The following is a 14,286-nucleotide window of genomic DNA, read 5'->3' as shown; positions in this document are numbered from 1 at the left end:
TCCACCAATTTGAATATCTATCGATACTTATTTCGAATATAGAATACTGAAATTACTAAAATGATAGGAAACCCTATCCCTGCCAATACTCCTGCCTGCAAATTATTAGCCGCTTTTTCAGATATACTTCCAATAATAGCAGGGCCCATTGCTCCCCCTAAATCTCCTGCGAGCGCTAGAAGTGCAAACATTGCTGTACCTCCAGTTGGAAGTATCTGTGATGATATACTAATTGAACCTGGCCACATTATACCTACAGAAAATCCGCATAATGCACATCCAATCAATCCAACCCATGGTATATTTGCCAGTCCGGCAACCAGATAACACATAAGGCACATTACTCCGGATGCCATCATGAAAATTGTCAGATCAACTTTTTCACCGAACTTTCCATAAAGAAGTCTACTGATTCCCATGCACACTGCAAATCCGCAGGGTCCAGCCAAATCTCCAACTGTTTTGGAAACATGTAGTGCTGATTCAGCATAGGCGGATGCCCACTGTCCCATCGCTATTTCTGAAGAACCTGCGCAGATCATGAGTATAATAAAAATCCAAAATGCTTTTGTTTTCAACAGTTGGGGCATTGTCATGCTCTTACCATCTTCTACCAGTGGTTCAATTGGACAGGTTGCAAAATTGAAAATGTTATAAAGCGGAATGACCGACCATATAAGTGCCATTATTCTCCATTTTTCTATACCAAAAACCGTAAAGAAGGCTGTGGAGCCCAAGACAACTCCAACCCATCCCCAGCAATAAAAGGAATGGAGAAGACTCATCATTGTATCCTTATTTTCAAATGGACATGCTTCTACAATTGGACTTACCAGCACTTCTGTCAATCCACTTCCAACAGCATATATAAATACACACACAAGGATTCCCCAAAATGGTACTGACAATAAGTCAGGTAATACAGCAAGTCCTGCAAGTCCTAATCCTGATGTAATCTCTGCAGCTATTACGCATACTCTGTAACCCAGTTTATCTACTATACCTGCACATAAAAAATCAACTACAAGCTGTGTAACAAAGAATACTGTTGAAATAGCGGCCAGCTTTCCAAATGATATATTGTATGTATTATGAAATGTTATAAACAATAGCGGTACAAAATTAGCGCAGATGGCCTGTGTTACAAATCCCAGATAGCATGCAAGCTGTGTTTTTTTATAATTCTTTTCTACTTCCATTTTTATTCCCCGGCCCTGATATTTTTTACCGTTTTGCTTTCAATAGAAAGATTCTCGTATATTCTGTCTCCACCTTGGCCTGTAGGTGCCTGAGCAAGTAAACCTACTTTCACAGACTCAGCATCTTTCATTAAGAAATATCTTGTCATGTGGAAATGCACTCCATCCAGGGAGTAATGAAAAGAAAATGCTCTGCCCACGCGACAAACTCTAAGATATGCAAAATTCTGTCCTTCAATATCGCATCCATTAGCATCATCGGATTCACCATCTTTAGTTACAACACTACAGCAGCGTGTGTTCCAAAGTCAGTAAGTTCAAAACAGCATTTAGCCCAGTTGTCCATATCCTGCATAACCATTACAGATGCAGAATCATAAGTTTCCTTAAAATCATGAGATACCTTTACATTAAGAACGAAGTCGCCCTTAACATCTGTGTAGAAATATGGAGCATTACAAAGTGATTCAGGAAGAATTCCTTCTTCACTTGTTGTACTTCCACCACAGAAGAAATCTGTCAAAGCCGGTGCTTTTATTGTAACCTTATTCTCTTCAATTTTTATCTCACCTTTATTGATCCATTTAAAATTATCAAACATAATCTACAGCCTCCTCTTTTTGTTAGTGCTTTTTGTTAGTCGAAAGAAATTATTGTAATTATATCGTATTGTTAATATAATAAAAGGAATAAAATGGTCAAATAGTATAACTATATCTCCAAAAGGAATAATTATGGCACTCTCATCATGTATATCATTATCAAAACAAGCAACTCCATTCAATATAGATGAAACTGGAACCCATGGAACTGTAGAGTTTCCAGTTGCCATATATAGAGATGATATCACCGAAGATTTTGTCAACTGGCACTGGCACGCTGAAATTGAGATAGGCCATGTCGAAAAGGGCGTTATTCTTTTAGAATGCGGTAACAGAAAATATATACTTTCAGAAGGAGACTTATTTTTCATAAATACCAATGTTTTGCATTCCATGCGTAATCATACCCCCGTCAATGCAGCAATTTTTAAATCTGTCATATTTGACAGCTCTGTTATAAGCAGCAATACAGAAAGTATTTATTATAAAAAGTATTTACATCCTATCATCCATAGCGCAAGTATTAGAGATTTTATACTGAAGTCAGATTCCATATTCTTTAGCAAATTGGACAATATTATCAAAACCGTATGGGAAATAATAAATCATGAACCAGAGGATTACGAGATATCAGTCAGAAATGAATTATCTGATTTTTTTGCTGTACTAAATCATATGAATCTAACAGAAAGTATGCTTACCCACACAGTAAATCCACTGTTAGAGGAGCGCGTACAGATAATCCTAAACTACATCCATTCAAACTATTCTAAAAATATAACGTTAGATGACCTGGCTAATGCTGCAAATGTTAGTAAAAGTGAAGTTCTTAGGTGCTTTAAGTCAATTATCAATATTTCACCAATTAAATATCTTAAGAATTTCAGATTGCAAAATGCGGCATATATGCTTAAAAGCAGCACTTACTCAGTTCAAACAATTTATGAGTTATGTGGATTTGATAACAACAGTTATTTCTCTAAATCATTTAAGGAACTGTTCCACTGTTCACCTCGTGAATACCGTAATAATTAAGAACAAGGTCACCGATGGTCACGCCCGGGCAGATGGTCACATTCATCCCGATCCAGGCATTCTTCTTAATGGTAACTTTACCGTAGGTATAGATCGCATGACGTTCATTCATATCATGATTAATAGTTGCGATCCGAAGCCCGGGGGCCGCCATGGATCCGTCTTCGAATTCAATACCGCCGGATGCAGACAGTATTGCTGAATGATTTATGAAAACGCCCTTTCCAAATTTCACCCTGTTCCCGAAATCGCAGATAAAAGGACATCGCTCATTTATATATCCTCCTGAATTTATTTTATTGAATATTTACGAAATAAATAATGAGGGGGCATTTTCCACTAGTTTCTGCATCTCTTCCTGAGTATTCTTAGTTGGATCAAAGCTCTTCATTGTACCTGATGCAGCATCATAATATAGCGCAGTAATCTGAGGGCTCATATTTCTGGCAGCTTCTGCACGTTCCTTTGCAGCCTGCGATGAGGCCTTTGCAGCAGCAACAAACTTATCAAGCCAGTCTCTTACCTGTTCCCCAGTGTCTGCCGGTGATGTTATGATTTCTGAGAGTTCATCAAATGGCGTTTCAAATATGATCTCATCAGATACTACCAGATCTATTCCTGCCTTTTCAAACTGCTTCCTAAGTGCATTTACATATTTGTCAGTCGAAAAATCCTGTGTCAGATCAATGATAAATTTCCCACTCTGACATGTCATATTGAGCACAAGACCGCTTGAACAGTTTGAATACAGGTGTACCTCATCCACAAGTTCACCCGGCATATCAAACTGACCTATGTAACTTATAAGATAAGTGTCCAGCGCAAGATTTTCCATGAATCCAAGGAGTTTCTGTCTTCCTGCAAATGAATGAAAATGTCCTATGACACTCAGAAGCATATTGATATTATTAAATTCCTTTGCACAGTGATCATGCTCTTTCTGAGCATTGAGAAGCCTTTTATATTTCGCAGCTATTTCACTGTCTGAAAGGTTCTCCTCTTCTCTTCCGTAAGGCAGAGTCATACTCTTAACACAGTTTTTGAAGGTGTCATCACAACCTAATATATGTCTTGCGTCCATAGGGAAATTACTTACTATAGTCTTATCACAGTCTAAAGAAATCTCTTTTATCCCTCTGCTCATCAGTATGCTCAGATATGTGATCGGAGATGCGCCGATGCTCTTGCAGGCATCCATAAACTGCTTCTGTGAAAAACTGATCTCATAACGCCTATGATCATCTTTATTCTTTGTTTCAGGAAGCTTATATCCCTTGTCGGACAGGCCTTCAATCTTCATGCTTTTTCCATTTAGCTCGTACTTCTTTTTACAAGGCATTCCAGACAAAGCCTTGTCACCATTCTTAAGTATTGTTTCTACATTCTTATTTTCAGTCATTGTGCTTCTCCTGTTATCTCTTTGGCAAGTTCCAGAATTTCAAAGGCATATTTTTCCTTGCCCTTTTTCAGAAGCTTCTTGTATAAAGGATAGTTAGTGATGCAGATTGCAGCACCTGCCAGTCCCAGCAGTACTCCGACGATCATGAAAACTGCTCCTGTTCCAAAGACGCCCAGCCCAAAGCACATTCCTGTGCCAAAAATCAGAGTTCCTATGATCCCCAGTGTCATTGCCGAAATGAAAGCCGGAAGCTTTGCTCTTTCATCAAGCTTTTTAAGCTGCCTTACCTTATTTGTTTCCTTTGGCATGTAATCCTTTGCAACACTTTCTGCATAAACCTTATCTAAATCGTTCATCGTATTCTTCTCCTTCTTTTCTCTTGAATGTCCTTTTTATGCGATCTTTCCTGTTTCTTTGAGCCATCTGATCTCGTCACGTATGGTCTCTCTATATGACCTTGTGGTATAACCCAGATCCTTACTTGCTTTACTTGAATCAAATCGGTTGTTTCTTGCAAGGTTGTAAACGGAGAATGTTGTCATAAGAGGCTTTTCTCCAGTCTTCTTAGCCTTTTTCTCAAGTACCCCGGCAATCAGGTTTGCTACTGATATTGGTAAAAAGAACTTCATCTGCTTGCAACCGCTCTCCTCTGAAACAAGCTTTGTAAAATCCTTAAAGCTGACAGGCTCATTCCCAAGAATGTAGCACTCTCCGCTTTTTCCCTTATCCGCTGCTCCAATGAGTCCGTCAGCCAAATCTCTTACATCACACAGATTAAAGCTTCCATCGATTCCTGCAGGCATCTCGCCATTGATGATGTCAACTAAAGTCTTGGTGGTCTCGCCCATTGCAAAATCCTCAGGTCCAAGGATTCCTGACGGGTGTACCACACAGGCGTTAAGGCCTTCCTTTGCAGCTTTGAGCACCACGTTTGTTGCCATAGCCTTTGACAATGAGTAGCAGCCTTTGATTCTCTCAGGATCAAGGGGAATAGATCCTTCGCACTCTCTTATGGTTCCTTTTTCTTCCTCAGGTATTGCTCCTGTTGATGAGCAATAGACAAGCTTTGATACTTTGTGCTCTTTGCACATCTCTATGATGTTTTCTGTTCCTCCGACATTTACATCCATAACCTTCTGACTATAATCAGGATTTACTGTTACGATGCTCGCTATATGAAGCACAATTACTTCCGTATCTTCAGGTGTCTCAAAGAATCTTTCCAGGTCATCTTTGTTACAAAGATCGCCGTATGCTATTTCAACTTCCTCAGGAAGATATTTTGCTGACTTGTCGCCTTCAAGGACAAACGCCCTTACTTTTTCATTTCTTTCAACAAGCTTTCTGCAGACTGTGCTTCCAAGAAATCCTGCTGCTCCTGTTACCAGATACATCTTATTTGTTTTGCTCATTTATCTTTTCCTTTCTTGTTCTCAATTTGTTTTTTTGCTCTTTGCTTTGAGCTTGAAGTCATTATAGGAAAATGAGCACACAAAAAAGAACAACACTTTTTGCAAAATGTGTTGATTTCGGGAGTACAGGTCCCGACACGTTTTGTAAAAAGTGTTGATTTGTAAATTCGATATAGTGTTTTTACTGCGTTATGGCTTGATGATACACTTCTGTATGACGCTTATGATCTCATCTTTTGACTCGGTGCATCCACCTCGTACCCACTCAGTGACAACTCCGATAATGCCCTTAAGATAAAAGACCATGATAAGTGGCTGTTCTTTTTGGGGAACTCCAAACCTTGTAAGAATGGGGCCAAATATAGTTTTAAACCATGTTTCATAGGTCTTTTCAGCGCCCATCATCTCATTCTTTTCATACATCAGGTAAAAGAGCTTGCGATTCTCTTCCACAAAATCCAGATATGGCATCAGATACTTGGGGGTTACAAGAAATAGCTCATCCTCATTTTTTTCATCAACATCAAGTGCTCCCGGCCCCACAGCACCAAAGCGCCCAAAGAAATCTTTATATACAGCTTCCACCGTTTCATGCAGAAGATCATTTACATTATCATAGTGAAGATAAAAGGTGGATCTGTTAACGCCAGCGGTTTCACATATCTCCTTAACAGAAATAAGTTCAAAATCTTTACTGTCAAGAAGTGTCAGTAACGCTGTATGCATTTTTTCCGCTGACTTAAAATACTTGCTCTCATTCTTGTTCATAGCAAAGCACTCCTAACACCTGTAGACTCATACTAAAATGATATCACAATTTACCTTACTTAATAAAAGCAGCTACAGATTTCTCCATAGCTGCTGTAATGTGCCGTATTAAAATATTATGCTCTCTTACTGCTGGAACAACCATTCCATAACTGCTATACAGTTATAGGCGTAATCAAATGAAGCCATATGGTATGTAGCTCCGCCTCCGGCGCCTCCACCATTTCCGCCCATCATTCCTTCAGGCCTCTCGCCGGTCATTTCCATTGCCGGCTTATCTTCACTTACATCTGAAGAAGCGTCTGTAGCAGCCTCGGGATTTGAAAGGCCTCCTTCTTCAGAAGAACTCATCTGCCCGCCGTTTCCTCTTTCGCCAAAGCTGCCATCTCCACCGCCCATGGGTGAATTGCCTGTTCCTGCATCAATTGTTCCTGTTTTCCAGGATATGAAGTATGCTCCTGTAGCTTCTCCACTGAGTAATTCTGATGCAGCTGCTGAAAGCTCATCTGCCGACCATGTTCCGTCCCATTGTGCATATGTGTAGGTGACGCCATCTGCGTCATATCTGGCCATAAGGTCCTGCGCTCCGGTCCATGCACTTGTATCATCTTCAGCTGCAAAATAAACGAAGGTCTGCCCCTCCAGATTTGAAAGAAGTTCCGTATCCCACTGACCATCAACAAACATACACGCAGCATATAAATCCGGGTATTCCGATGCAAGTATGAGTGTCGTCATGCATCCCATGGACTGACCTGTTCCATAGATTCTATCAGTATCTACTGCGTACTCATCTGACATGTAATCAATAAATCTCTTGGTGAGCTCAACATATTCTGTTGTACTATATCCATCATGGTCATCAAGAATTGTTTCAGGATATGTTGGTACAGCTACTATGGTCGGATATACTGACTGCCACTCTGAGGTCGCCCATACAAGGCCGCCAAGCCCCTGTGTAAGCGAATACTCAGCATCGGTTCCTGCAGTTGTCGAATCACCTATGAACACAACCATGGGGTATTCTGAATTTACATCATATCCTTCAGGCAGGTACAGATTATATGTAATAGAAAGACCTGTTTCTTCATCAGTATAGGTGAGCTGATCAAAAAGATCTGTATATGTTTCCACTAGACTCTCTTCATCTTCAGCAAGTGTGTTACTGACAAGTCCCAGCTCTACAGCAGAACCGGTATCTGTAGTTGTTTCAGTTTCTGCAGCAGAATCTGAAGCTTCTTCTTTTACCTCTTCAGAAGAAGCACTTTCTTCCTGAGTACTTTCCGATGAATCGGTCTGGATACTGTCTACCTGCTGAGCCTGGCTTCCACAAGCTACTGCAGATACGGTTATCGCACATGTTGTCAAAATAGTTGCTAATTTCTTGAACATTATAAAAATCCTCCATATATTTGTTCCTGTTCATCATAAAAGTTTTGGAGTATTTTATATTGCGAGCTACCATTCGCAGTAAGCATATTCACTGTATCAAAACGTGCCCTGTTCTCAACTTACAGTCTCATTATAGACGAGTTAACTTAATCCAACCTAAAGAACCAATAAATATATTCTAAAATCATTAGTTACTTATTTTCTCTTCAAGCTTCTTGCGCTGTCTTCTTTCATAGATTGTATTCCCGGGATCTCACCTATCTGATCCTAGAATTGCATACCAACTGGAATCATTAAGTCCCTGGTTGTTAATATCTGAGCTACGGAGTGTCCCTTCGTACTTCATTCCACATTTTTTCATGACCATACCGGAGTGTGAATTATTAACATCATGCCTTGATTCAATACGATTTGCTTCCACCTTGTCAAAAAAGAAATCTATGACTGCTTTTAATGCTTCAGATGTAATCCCCTGATTCCACCGGCGCTTTCCGACAACTTATGGATTATCATACCTTTTTTAGACAAAAATAAAATAGCTCCGGACATCAACTAATCAAATCTTGATTCCAGAGCTATTACAATCATCCCTCTTTTACTGCGTCCAGAGGAAAGGGTATTACATTTGATGGTTCATTTTGCTGTGCTATCCATAGCGTCAGTTTCTGCTGCATATTCATCCAGCTTTCCGGAGATGTATTAGTTGCCTTGCTTATCCTTATGGCCATTTCCGGGCTAAGAGAAGCTTTCTCATTAACAAACTCTGACAATGCTTTTCTACTTACTCCTAGCATTCTCGCTGCATCGGTGACTGTGAGATTCAATGGTTTCATTACATCTTCCAAGAATACATTTCCTGGATGTGTCGGTCTTCTAGTCATGTATTTTTCCTCCTTCCTCAGTGATAGTCCATGTAGTCTACAAGAAATGCATCCTGACCCTCAAAGTAAAAAGTCATTCTCCAATTACCATTTACTGTAACAGACCACATATCCTGCTTATCACCTTTAAGTGTATGTAATCTATACCCAGGCAAGTTCATATCTTGAGCACTGGTGCTGGCATCCAATCGGTCAAGCATTCTCGCTAATTTCGGTGCATGATCTGGCTGAATTCCCTTCTTTGAACCAGTTTCATAGAAGTCTTTTAAACCTTTATGTGCAAACGATTTTATCATGTTATTATTATAACCTGTAACGTTACAGGTGTCAAACTCTCTTTCTGTTTGCGCTTAGCCTTGGATCGTCATCCGCTGGCTGGTTACTGACATAAGAAAAGCGCCAGACCCATGAGTTTTAATTCTCATGAGCTGACGCTAAATCAGCCGATATTCTTTTGCAAAAGAAATGGACTCGGAGGTGAGGTGCTTTTTGTTTTCCTCATTTCTTTGTCCATTGTAAATATAACACACCCAAAATTACTTGAAAACAGACATCAAGCCGACATTTTGCAGACATTATGCGGACATTTTGCAGACATTTAAGAAATCTGCGTCTCAAATACTTCTCCTATATCACCATCAATGCATATACTTCTATCTGCAATTTCCTCTGGGCAGAATGATTCACCATAATTTAAGCAGGCATATACCGCTTTCTCATTTGCCAGCGTCATCTGCCAGAATGGATACTTTATTATAACAGGGGTGTTGGCTCCCACTCCAAGTTCAAGATAAAGAACGTGAAGATTCTCATGTCTGCGAATAAAATCAGAATATGCCGCAGATGCCCTATGCCATCCTTCATCTTCGACAAAAGAATCATCAGCTCTCAAATTCATAGTCATATCAGAGCCGTCATCAGGACACTTTGGAATCAGCTCAGAAGGAATTTCCATCAGTAGCTTACCATCAATCGGTACCTGAAATACTCCCTGATCATCTCTTACAAAACCTTGTGCTTCCATAGCTTTCATTACCCACTCTTCATTATCAAAGGTTTTCTGAATAGCAGGATTCACGCTCTGAAACAAACCATAATCACCCTGAGTATAGAACAGTCTTTTCTTGTCAAAACCTGCTCTTTGAAACTGGTGATCTACATTTGTTGTGATAACAAAATAATCCTTATCGAAAACCATCTTAAGAAGATCCCTATACACTGGCTTTGGAGCATCAATATATCTGTTAAAATAAATATGTCTCGCCCACCAGGCCCAGCGTATTTCTTCGCTCGGAAACGGATAGAAACCACCTGAATACATATCTCTTATTCCAAATCTTTTGGCAAAGTCATAGAAGTATTTTTCAAAGCGCTTGCCACTATATGTTAAGCCAGCAGATGTTGATAGTCCCGCTCCTGCTCCAATGACAATTGCGTCTGCTTCCTTGATTTCATGCAAAAGCCTTTTTATTTGCTCTTCTTTGCTTCCCTTACCATAGGACATGCTTGTAGTAAAGTATCTCACAGCATTCATTCCTTTCTCTATAGTTTCCTGATAACCATTAGGCATATCATCATATAAGTTTTTCATAAATGGCCTTATCTTCATCTTTGAAAACATTGAATATCACCCTTTCTACCTTACCAGGATTATCACTGAGCCATTCTGATACAGTCTCAACGGCAATCTCAGCTGCTTTTTTGTTAGGAAAATGAAATACTCCTGTTGAAATACAGCAAAAAGCAACGCTCTTCAAGCTATTTTCAGCACACATATCCAAAGTGTTTCTATAGCAATTCTCCAAATCCTTTTCCAATTCAGGAGTAAGTTTGTACTGAACAATTGGTCCTACTATATGAATTACTTTCTTTGCTGGAAGATTATAAGCTTCAGTAAGCATTGGAACGGCGGTCGGCTGTTCATAGTCTCTTCCATATCTGATTCGAAGTTCATTCATCTGCCTGTAGCACTCAGCTCTTAATTGCACTCCTGCAAAAGTATGGATGCAGTTATCTATACAGGTGTGCATCGGAACAAAACAGCCCAGCATCTGCGAATTAGCCGCATTTACTATGGCATCCACCGAAAGTCTTGTGATATCCCCCTGCCATATAGATAGACCATCCCTGATCACTGGGATGTCCGGCAGATTCACAATCCCCTTTTCGACTGCTCTTTCTAATAAATATTCATCCTGTACTTTCATTACTTCAGAGGACAATTCTTTCGGCATACGGATGTTCATAAGCGACCTTAAGATTCGTCTTTTATCTTCCGTACTATTTGGAGTCTGTAATTCCTTATATTCATCAGAATCTGCCTTGAATCCTTCTACAAGATAATCAAGACGTTCTTCCTGTGTAGTATTCTTTGACATAGCCTTCATCTCCTGACCACTGCTCCGACCGAACAGGCATTCATACAATTACCGCAGTGCAGACAATGATCCAGCTCAATCCGAAATGGAACTTTGTCCTTCCTGATGCAATTCTGTGGACAAACCGACACGCAGTTTCCACAGCCGATACAACTGTCCGTAATATAATATCCTTCTGTTTTCTTTTCTGACCCACCAAATGTAAATGAAGCTCTCTCTATCGGCTTCTTTGAAAGATCAAACCACTCACCGTTTCCTTCAAATATCTGAAATACCGTAAGTGCCTTCATAGATTCTTCCGTCGGATAGATCTGATGCATATAAGGATTCTTCTCAAACAGTTCCGGTATCCTGTCGTAGCCAAGTTCACGAACCTTGCCTCTGATGGATACTGCGATGCTTGACATTGTATCTTCGCCCTTCATGGCTGTAAAAGCAAGGAATCCTCTTTTTTTCAGTCTGTCATAAAACCCCTTTCCTTTTGCGGTAAGGAAGTACAGGCTGACATCATCGCAGTCCATCATATCGATTGCCGCCGTAACAGGCAGACCTTCATCATCAACCGTTGCTACGATCGTCCTGTGTATTTCATGTACAATATAATTCAGATAGTCTTTGGTCTCCATTTGAGGCTCCTTTAAAAATGGACTCCGGCTGTTTACCGGAGTCCAATCTCTTAAGCTTCCTTCGCCAGAAGTTCCTGCATTCCTGTTCGGATGTCCATAAGCGTGTACTTCTTCATTTCTGTCTCCATCGCATCCTGAATGCTCTTAAGCTTATCATCCAGCAGCGTATGAATGTTCCTACCAACCGGGCATTCCGGATTTGGTGCTTCATGGAATCGGAACAGATCACCGTCCTCCACAGGTTCGATCGCTTCGTATACGTCAAAGAAGGTAATCTCCGATAAATCTCTTGTAAGTTCGATCCCGCCGGTTCCACGGGCTACGTTGATCAGTCCGGCACTCTTTAGCTGCGTGAGTATCTTTCTGATTATGACGGGATTAGTATTGATACTCGATGCCAGAAAGTCACTGGTCACCTTATATTCATCCTTGAATGTATCAACACAGGCAAAGATATGTAATGCCACTGTAAATCTGCTTGAAATCTGCATTATTATGTCTCCATTTCCGATCCGTTTCATACTATCCCAAAAAGTTCCTTTGCCTTTGCTGTGTCTCCTGATGTGAATGTTCCGATGAGTGCTAATGCTTTTTCCTTATTTGTCATGATTATTTTCCTTTCCGGGCTCTGCCCTGCGAGGTAATTATCCTCGAATGTTAAAAAGTCCATTGATGTAACCGCCGTGGTTTCATCTTATAGTGCGAATATATCACTCCCAAGATGTAATGTCAATAGTTACATCAAAATAATTTTTTAAAAAAATAGTGACTATTAATCTTTCGACTTATAGCCACCGTTTTTGTACCAATATATTTCTACTTTAATAATCCCTATCCCATGCTAATAGTTATTGTAACATCGCCATTTGAAAGCAACTCAGTCATGCCAGCCTCATCCTTATCAGATATGTGACCTAACCGTGTGTATGACCAGCTATTAGACCCATAGAACACAACCATTTGATTCCCTGAGTAAAGAACTATATCCCCTGATGATGCTGTCGTCTGTTTGTCATTTCTTGGAAGACTCTGACCTATAGATCCCACCTGCTCAAATCCGCCATACATTGACATCTGAATTATGACATCGCCTTTTTCAGCCATATTTCGCAGTGCGTCTACTGCCTGATTATTTTCCCAATCTACATTTACTTTAATATCACCAATTTTCATTATCATAGTTTTTTCTCCAATACCCGTATCATCAGAAGAAGTGTCACTCTCAACAGCTTGATTATCAGTTTCTTCTGTGTGATATGTTTCTACGTCTTCTGATAAAACGATTTCCTCTGTACTTTCTGCTTCTATATCTTCTGATTCAGAAATTGCAGCGCTCGAATCATAGTTTTCATATGGTGTCTTAGTATCACCTGAGCATGCGCTGGTACAAAGCATCATGAACACACAGAGTGTCATCATAATCAATTTCGTTTTCATCGCAAACTTCCTTTATTTTAATGTTTTTCCAAACTCATAGGCTTCACTTAATTCCTCTTTTTTACCTGAAGCTTCGCCCATATCACCTATTCCTCCGCAGAATAAGGAGCCTGAAAACTGAGCCTTTTCAAAGCAGTCAACCCATCCCTGAAGTCCGCTTTCAGCTTTTTTAGGCACAAACTCTTCATCCTCAGCCGCAACAGAGAGCATATATACATTCCTGAACTTATAGTCTGAAGGATACAGTGGATTGAGTCTGTCCAAAAGAGTCTTCATCTGACCGCTCATCTCGTAGTAATAAATTGGAGTTGCAAATACAAGGGTATCTGCATTCTTTACTTTTTCTGCAATCTCAGCAGCATCATCCTTAATGACACATTGCTGGGTATTCTGACAGGCAAGACAACCTATACAGAAACCGATATTTTTCCCTTTTAGGCCTATATATTCCACATCATGACCTGAAGCTTTTGCTCCCTCTATAAGCTTTTCCGTAAGTATGTCGGAATTACTCTTTGCACGAAGACTTGTAGAAATCACTAACACTTTACTCATATCATCCCATCCTCTATTTCTTTTCTATCGGTTCAACATTCTCTATCTTCTTGATAAATTTTGCAGGAACACCTCCTACAATTGTGTTTTCCTCAACGTCTTTTGTTACAACAGCTCCGGCTGCAATTACAGCTCCATCACCAATTGTCACACCTCTTGTAATTATCGCTCCTGCTCCAATCCAAACTCTTTTTCCTATATGTATCGGTGCACACAGAAGGTGCCTGTCATAAGGATTCAAATCATGATCCAAAGTGGCAAGGACAACTCTGTGACCTATCAAGGTATTATCACCAATATAGATACCACCCTGATCCTGGAAGTTACATCCGGAATTGATGAATACATTTTTCCCGATGTGAATGTTTCTTCCAAAATCCGTATAAAAAGGTGGGAACAATCTGAAGCTTTCATCCACTTCCTCACCTGTCAGTTCAGTCATGATATTGACGATTTCCTCTGGCGTATGGTACTTGGTATTTAATTCCATGGTCTGCTTTATGGCAGCCTGGCTCTGTCTCATGGAACATTCATGCACTTCCTCTGTCATATCCTCTATTCTGTTCGAATTAAGATATTCCAGTATTTCTTCAACCGTTATC

At 40.0% G+C, this 14,286-nt stretch carries 20 protein-coding genes and 1 pseudogene; 1 reads left to right on the top strand and 20 read right to left on the bottom strand.

What is annotated here, in order from left to right; genetic code table 11:
- Positions 1-17: 17 nt before the first annotated feature.
- From G602_RS0101430 to G602_RS31690, 3 genes are read right to left on the bottom strand one after another with little or no spacing between them, the layout of a single operon-like run.
- Entirely contained in the window at positions 18-1,199 is a 1,182-nt protein-coding gene (locus G602_RS0101430; RefSeq protein ID WP_026504514.1) for an MFS transporter, read from the bottom strand.
- A 2-nt stretch (positions 1,200-1,201) separates the two neighbouring features.
- Positions 1,202-1,438 carry a DUF1349 domain-containing protein gene (locus G602_RS31695; RefSeq protein WP_256374953.1) on the bottom strand — a complete coding sequence of 79 codons (237 nt, stop codon included), beginning with the start codon at positions 1,436-1,438 and terminating at the stop codon, positions 1,202-1,204.
- Between the two features lie 38 nt (positions 1,439-1,476).
- Positions 1,477-1,800 (bottom strand): DUF1349 domain-containing protein, encoded by a 324-nt coding sequence (locus tag G602_RS31690; protein WP_256374952.1) that lies wholly within the window; start codon positions 1,798-1,800, stop codon positions 1,477-1,479.
- A 133-nt stretch (positions 1,801-1,933) separates the two neighbouring features.
- Here G602_RS31690 and G602_RS0101420 point away from each other — a divergent pair, with 133 nt between their 5' ends.
- A complete protein-coding gene (locus G602_RS0101420) occupies positions 1,934-2,836 on the top strand; it encodes an AraC family transcriptional regulator (RefSeq protein ID WP_026504513.1) in 903 nt (300 codons plus the stop codon).
- Here the strand turns inward: G602_RS0101420 and G602_RS29635 are convergent.
- The 17 genes and pseudogenes from G602_RS29635 to G602_RS31970 all read right to left on the bottom strand — a co-directional run bounded on the left by G602_RS29635 (position 2,790) and on the right by G602_RS31970 (position 14,285).
- A complete protein-coding gene (locus G602_RS29635; RefSeq protein WP_242835470.1) occupies positions 2,790-2,990 on the bottom strand; it encodes a hypothetical protein in 201 nt (66 codons plus the stop codon). The genes G602_RS0101420 and G602_RS29635 overlap by 47 nt on opposite strands.
- A gap of 153 nt (positions 2,991-3,143) precedes the next feature.
- Positions 3,144-4,235, bottom strand: coding sequence for a hypothetical protein (locus G602_RS28470; RefSeq protein ID WP_049944995.1), 1,092 nt, complete (start codon positions 4,233-4,235; stop codon positions 3,144-3,146).
- Positions 4,232-4,591 (bottom strand): AtpZ/AtpI family protein, encoded by a 360-nt coding sequence (locus tag G602_RS0101410; RefSeq protein WP_026657289.1) that lies wholly within the window; start codon positions 4,589-4,591, stop codon positions 4,232-4,234. The genes G602_RS28470 and G602_RS0101410 overlap by 4 nt, the downstream gene beginning before the upstream one ends.
- Positions 4,592-4,627: 36 nt before the next feature.
- Positions 4,628-5,647, bottom strand: a complete 1,020-nt coding sequence (locus tag G602_RS0101405; protein WP_026525878.1) for an NAD-dependent epimerase/dehydratase family protein — start codon at positions 5,645-5,647, stop codon at positions 4,628-4,630.
- Between the two features lie 189 nt (positions 5,648-5,836).
- Positions 5,837-6,415, bottom strand: coding sequence for a TetR/AcrR family transcriptional regulator (locus tag G602_RS0101400; RefSeq protein WP_026657288.1), 579 nt, complete (start codon positions 6,413-6,415; stop codon positions 5,837-5,839).
- Between the two features lie 126 nt (positions 6,416-6,541).
- The gene (locus tag G602_RS28465; RefSeq protein ID WP_049944994.1) at positions 6,542-7,807 is read right to left on the bottom strand and encodes an alpha/beta hydrolase-fold protein; all 1,266 of its coding nucleotides are present in this window, start codon (positions 7,805-7,807) and stop codon (positions 6,542-6,544) included.
- Positions 7,808-8,060: 253 nt separating this feature from the next.
- A pseudogene (locus G602_RS29630) lies at positions 8,061-8,288 on the bottom strand (GNAT family N-acetyltransferase); the annotation flags it as partial.
- 103 nt (positions 8,289-8,391) lie between these two features.
- A complete protein-coding gene (locus G602_RS0101390; RefSeq protein WP_026499360.1) occupies positions 8,392-8,688 on the bottom strand; it encodes a HigA family addiction module antitoxin in 297 nt (98 codons plus the stop codon).
- A gap of 17 nt (positions 8,689-8,705) precedes the next feature.
- Complete coding sequence (locus G602_RS0101385; protein ID WP_026657287.1) at positions 8,706-8,984, bottom strand: type II toxin-antitoxin system RelE/ParE family toxin; 279 nt, start codon at positions 8,982-8,984, stop codon at positions 8,706-8,708.
- A 302-nt stretch (positions 8,985-9,286) separates the two neighbouring features.
- On the bottom strand, positions 9,287-10,279 hold the full coding sequence (locus tag G602_RS0101380; protein WP_026657286.1) for an SIR2 family NAD-dependent protein deacylase: 993 nt from the start codon (positions 10,277-10,279) through the stop codon (positions 9,287-9,289).
- Entirely contained in the window at positions 10,263-11,066 is an 804-nt protein-coding gene (locus G602_RS0101375; protein ID WP_026657285.1) for a protein-ADP-ribose hydrolase, read from the bottom strand. Before G602_RS0101375 ends, G602_RS0101380 begins: the two co-directional genes overlap by 17 nt.
- 5 nt (positions 11,067-11,071) lie before the next feature.
- Positions 11,072-11,692, bottom strand: a complete 621-nt coding sequence (locus G602_RS0101370; protein WP_026657283.1) for a 4Fe-4S binding protein — start codon at positions 11,690-11,692, stop codon at positions 11,072-11,074.
- Between the two features lie 50 nt (positions 11,693-11,742).
- The gene (locus tag G602_RS0101365; protein ID WP_026657282.1) at positions 11,743-12,183 is read right to left on the bottom strand and encodes an Rrf2 family transcriptional regulator; all 441 of its coding nucleotides are present in this window, start codon (positions 12,181-12,183) and stop codon (positions 11,743-11,745) included.
- A 26-nt stretch (positions 12,184-12,209) separates the two neighbouring features.
- Positions 12,210-12,362 carry a hypothetical protein gene (locus G602_RS30090; RefSeq protein ID WP_155829654.1) on the bottom strand — a complete coding sequence of 51 codons (153 nt, stop codon included), beginning with the start codon at positions 12,360-12,362 and terminating at the stop codon, positions 12,210-12,212.
- A 161-nt stretch (positions 12,363-12,523) separates the two neighbouring features.
- Positions 12,524-13,129, bottom strand: coding sequence for a cyclophilin-like fold protein (locus G602_RS31275; RefSeq protein ID WP_026657281.1), 606 nt, complete (start codon positions 13,127-13,129; stop codon positions 12,524-12,526).
- 12 nt (positions 13,130-13,141) lie between these two features.
- Positions 13,142-13,684 carry a flavodoxin family protein gene (locus tag G602_RS0101350; RefSeq protein ID WP_026657280.1) on the bottom strand — a complete coding sequence of 181 codons (543 nt, stop codon included), beginning with the start codon at positions 13,682-13,684 and terminating at the stop codon, positions 13,142-13,144.
- Positions 13,685-13,697: 13 nt separating this feature from the next.
- The gene (locus G602_RS31970; protein WP_026657278.1) at positions 13,698-14,285 is read right to left on the bottom strand and encodes a DapH/DapD/GlmU-related protein; all 588 of its coding nucleotides are present in this window, start codon (positions 14,283-14,285) and stop codon (positions 13,698-13,700) included.
- Between the last annotated feature and the right edge of the window lies 1 nt (position 14,286).

Origin of the sequence: Butyrivibrio sp. AC2005, from assembly GCF_000424145.1 — a bacterium.
Lineage (GTDB): Bacteria > Bacillota > Clostridia > Lachnospirales > Lachnospiraceae > Butyrivibrio.
This window is presented reverse-complemented; position numbering and strand designations above follow the sequence as displayed.

Coding starts and splice junctions, on each gene's coding strand:
- G602_RS0101400 (WP_026657288.1), bottom strand. CDS start 6,415: ATGAACAAGAATGAGAGCAAGTATTTTAAGTCAGCGGAAAAAATGCAT.
- G602_RS28465 (WP_049944994.1), bottom strand. CDS start 7,807: ATGTTCAAGAAATTAGCAACTATTTTGACAACATGTGCGATAACCGTA.
- G602_RS31275 (WP_026657281.1), bottom strand. CDS start 13,129: ATGAAAACGAAATTGATTATGATGACACTCTGTGTGTTCATGATGCTT.
- G602_RS0101405 (WP_026525878.1), bottom strand. CDS start 5,647: ATGAGCAAAACAAATAAGATGTATCTGGTAACAGGAGCAGCAGGATTT.
- G602_RS0101390 (WP_026499360.1), bottom strand. CDS start 8,688: ATGACTAGAAGACCGACACATCCAGGAAATGTATTCTTGGAAGATGTA.
- G602_RS0101350 (WP_026657280.1), bottom strand. CDS start 13,684: ATGAGTAAAGTGTTAGTGATTTCTACAAGTCTTCGTGCAAAGAGTAAT.
- G602_RS29635 (WP_242835470.1), bottom strand. CDS start 2,990: ATGGCGGCCCCCGGGCTTCGGATCGCAACTATTAATCATGATATGAAT.
- G602_RS0101370 (WP_026657283.1), bottom strand. CDS start 11,692: ATGGAGACCAAAGACTATCTGAATTATATTGTACATGAAATACACAGG.
- G602_RS30090 (WP_155829654.1), bottom strand. CDS start 12,362: ATGGACTTTTTAACATTCGAGGATAATTACCTCGCAGGGCAGAGCCCG.
- G602_RS0101380 (WP_026657286.1), bottom strand. CDS start 10,279: ATGAAAAACTTATATGATGATATGCCTAATGGTTATCAGGAAACTATA.
- G602_RS0101375 (WP_026657285.1), bottom strand. CDS start 11,066: ATGTCAAAGAATACTACACAGGAAGAACGTCTTGATTATCTTGTAGAA.
- G602_RS0101385 (WP_026657287.1), bottom strand. CDS start 8,984: ATGATAAAATCGTTTGCACATAAAGGTTTAAAAGACTTCTATGAAACT.
- G602_RS0101410 (WP_026657289.1), bottom strand. CDS start 4,591: ATGAACGATTTAGATAAGGTTTATGCAGAAAGTGTTGCAAAGGATTAC.
- G602_RS28470 (WP_049944995.1), bottom strand. CDS start 4,235: ATGACTGAAAATAAGAATGTAGAAACAATACTTAAGAATGGTGACAAG.
- G602_RS31690 (WP_256374952.1), bottom strand. CDS start 1,800: ATGTTTGATAATTTTAAATGGATCAATAAAGGTGAGATAAAAATTGAA.
- G602_RS0101430 (WP_026504514.1), bottom strand. CDS start 1,199: ATGGAAGTAGAAAAGAATTATAAAAAAACACAGCTTGCATGCTATCTG.
- G602_RS0101420 (WP_026504513.1), top strand. CDS start 1,934: ATGGCACTCTCATCATGTATATCATTATCAAAACAAGCAACTCCATTC.
- G602_RS0101365 (WP_026657282.1), bottom strand. CDS start 12,183: ATGCAGATTTCAAGCAGATTTACAGTGGCATTACATATCTTTGCCTGT.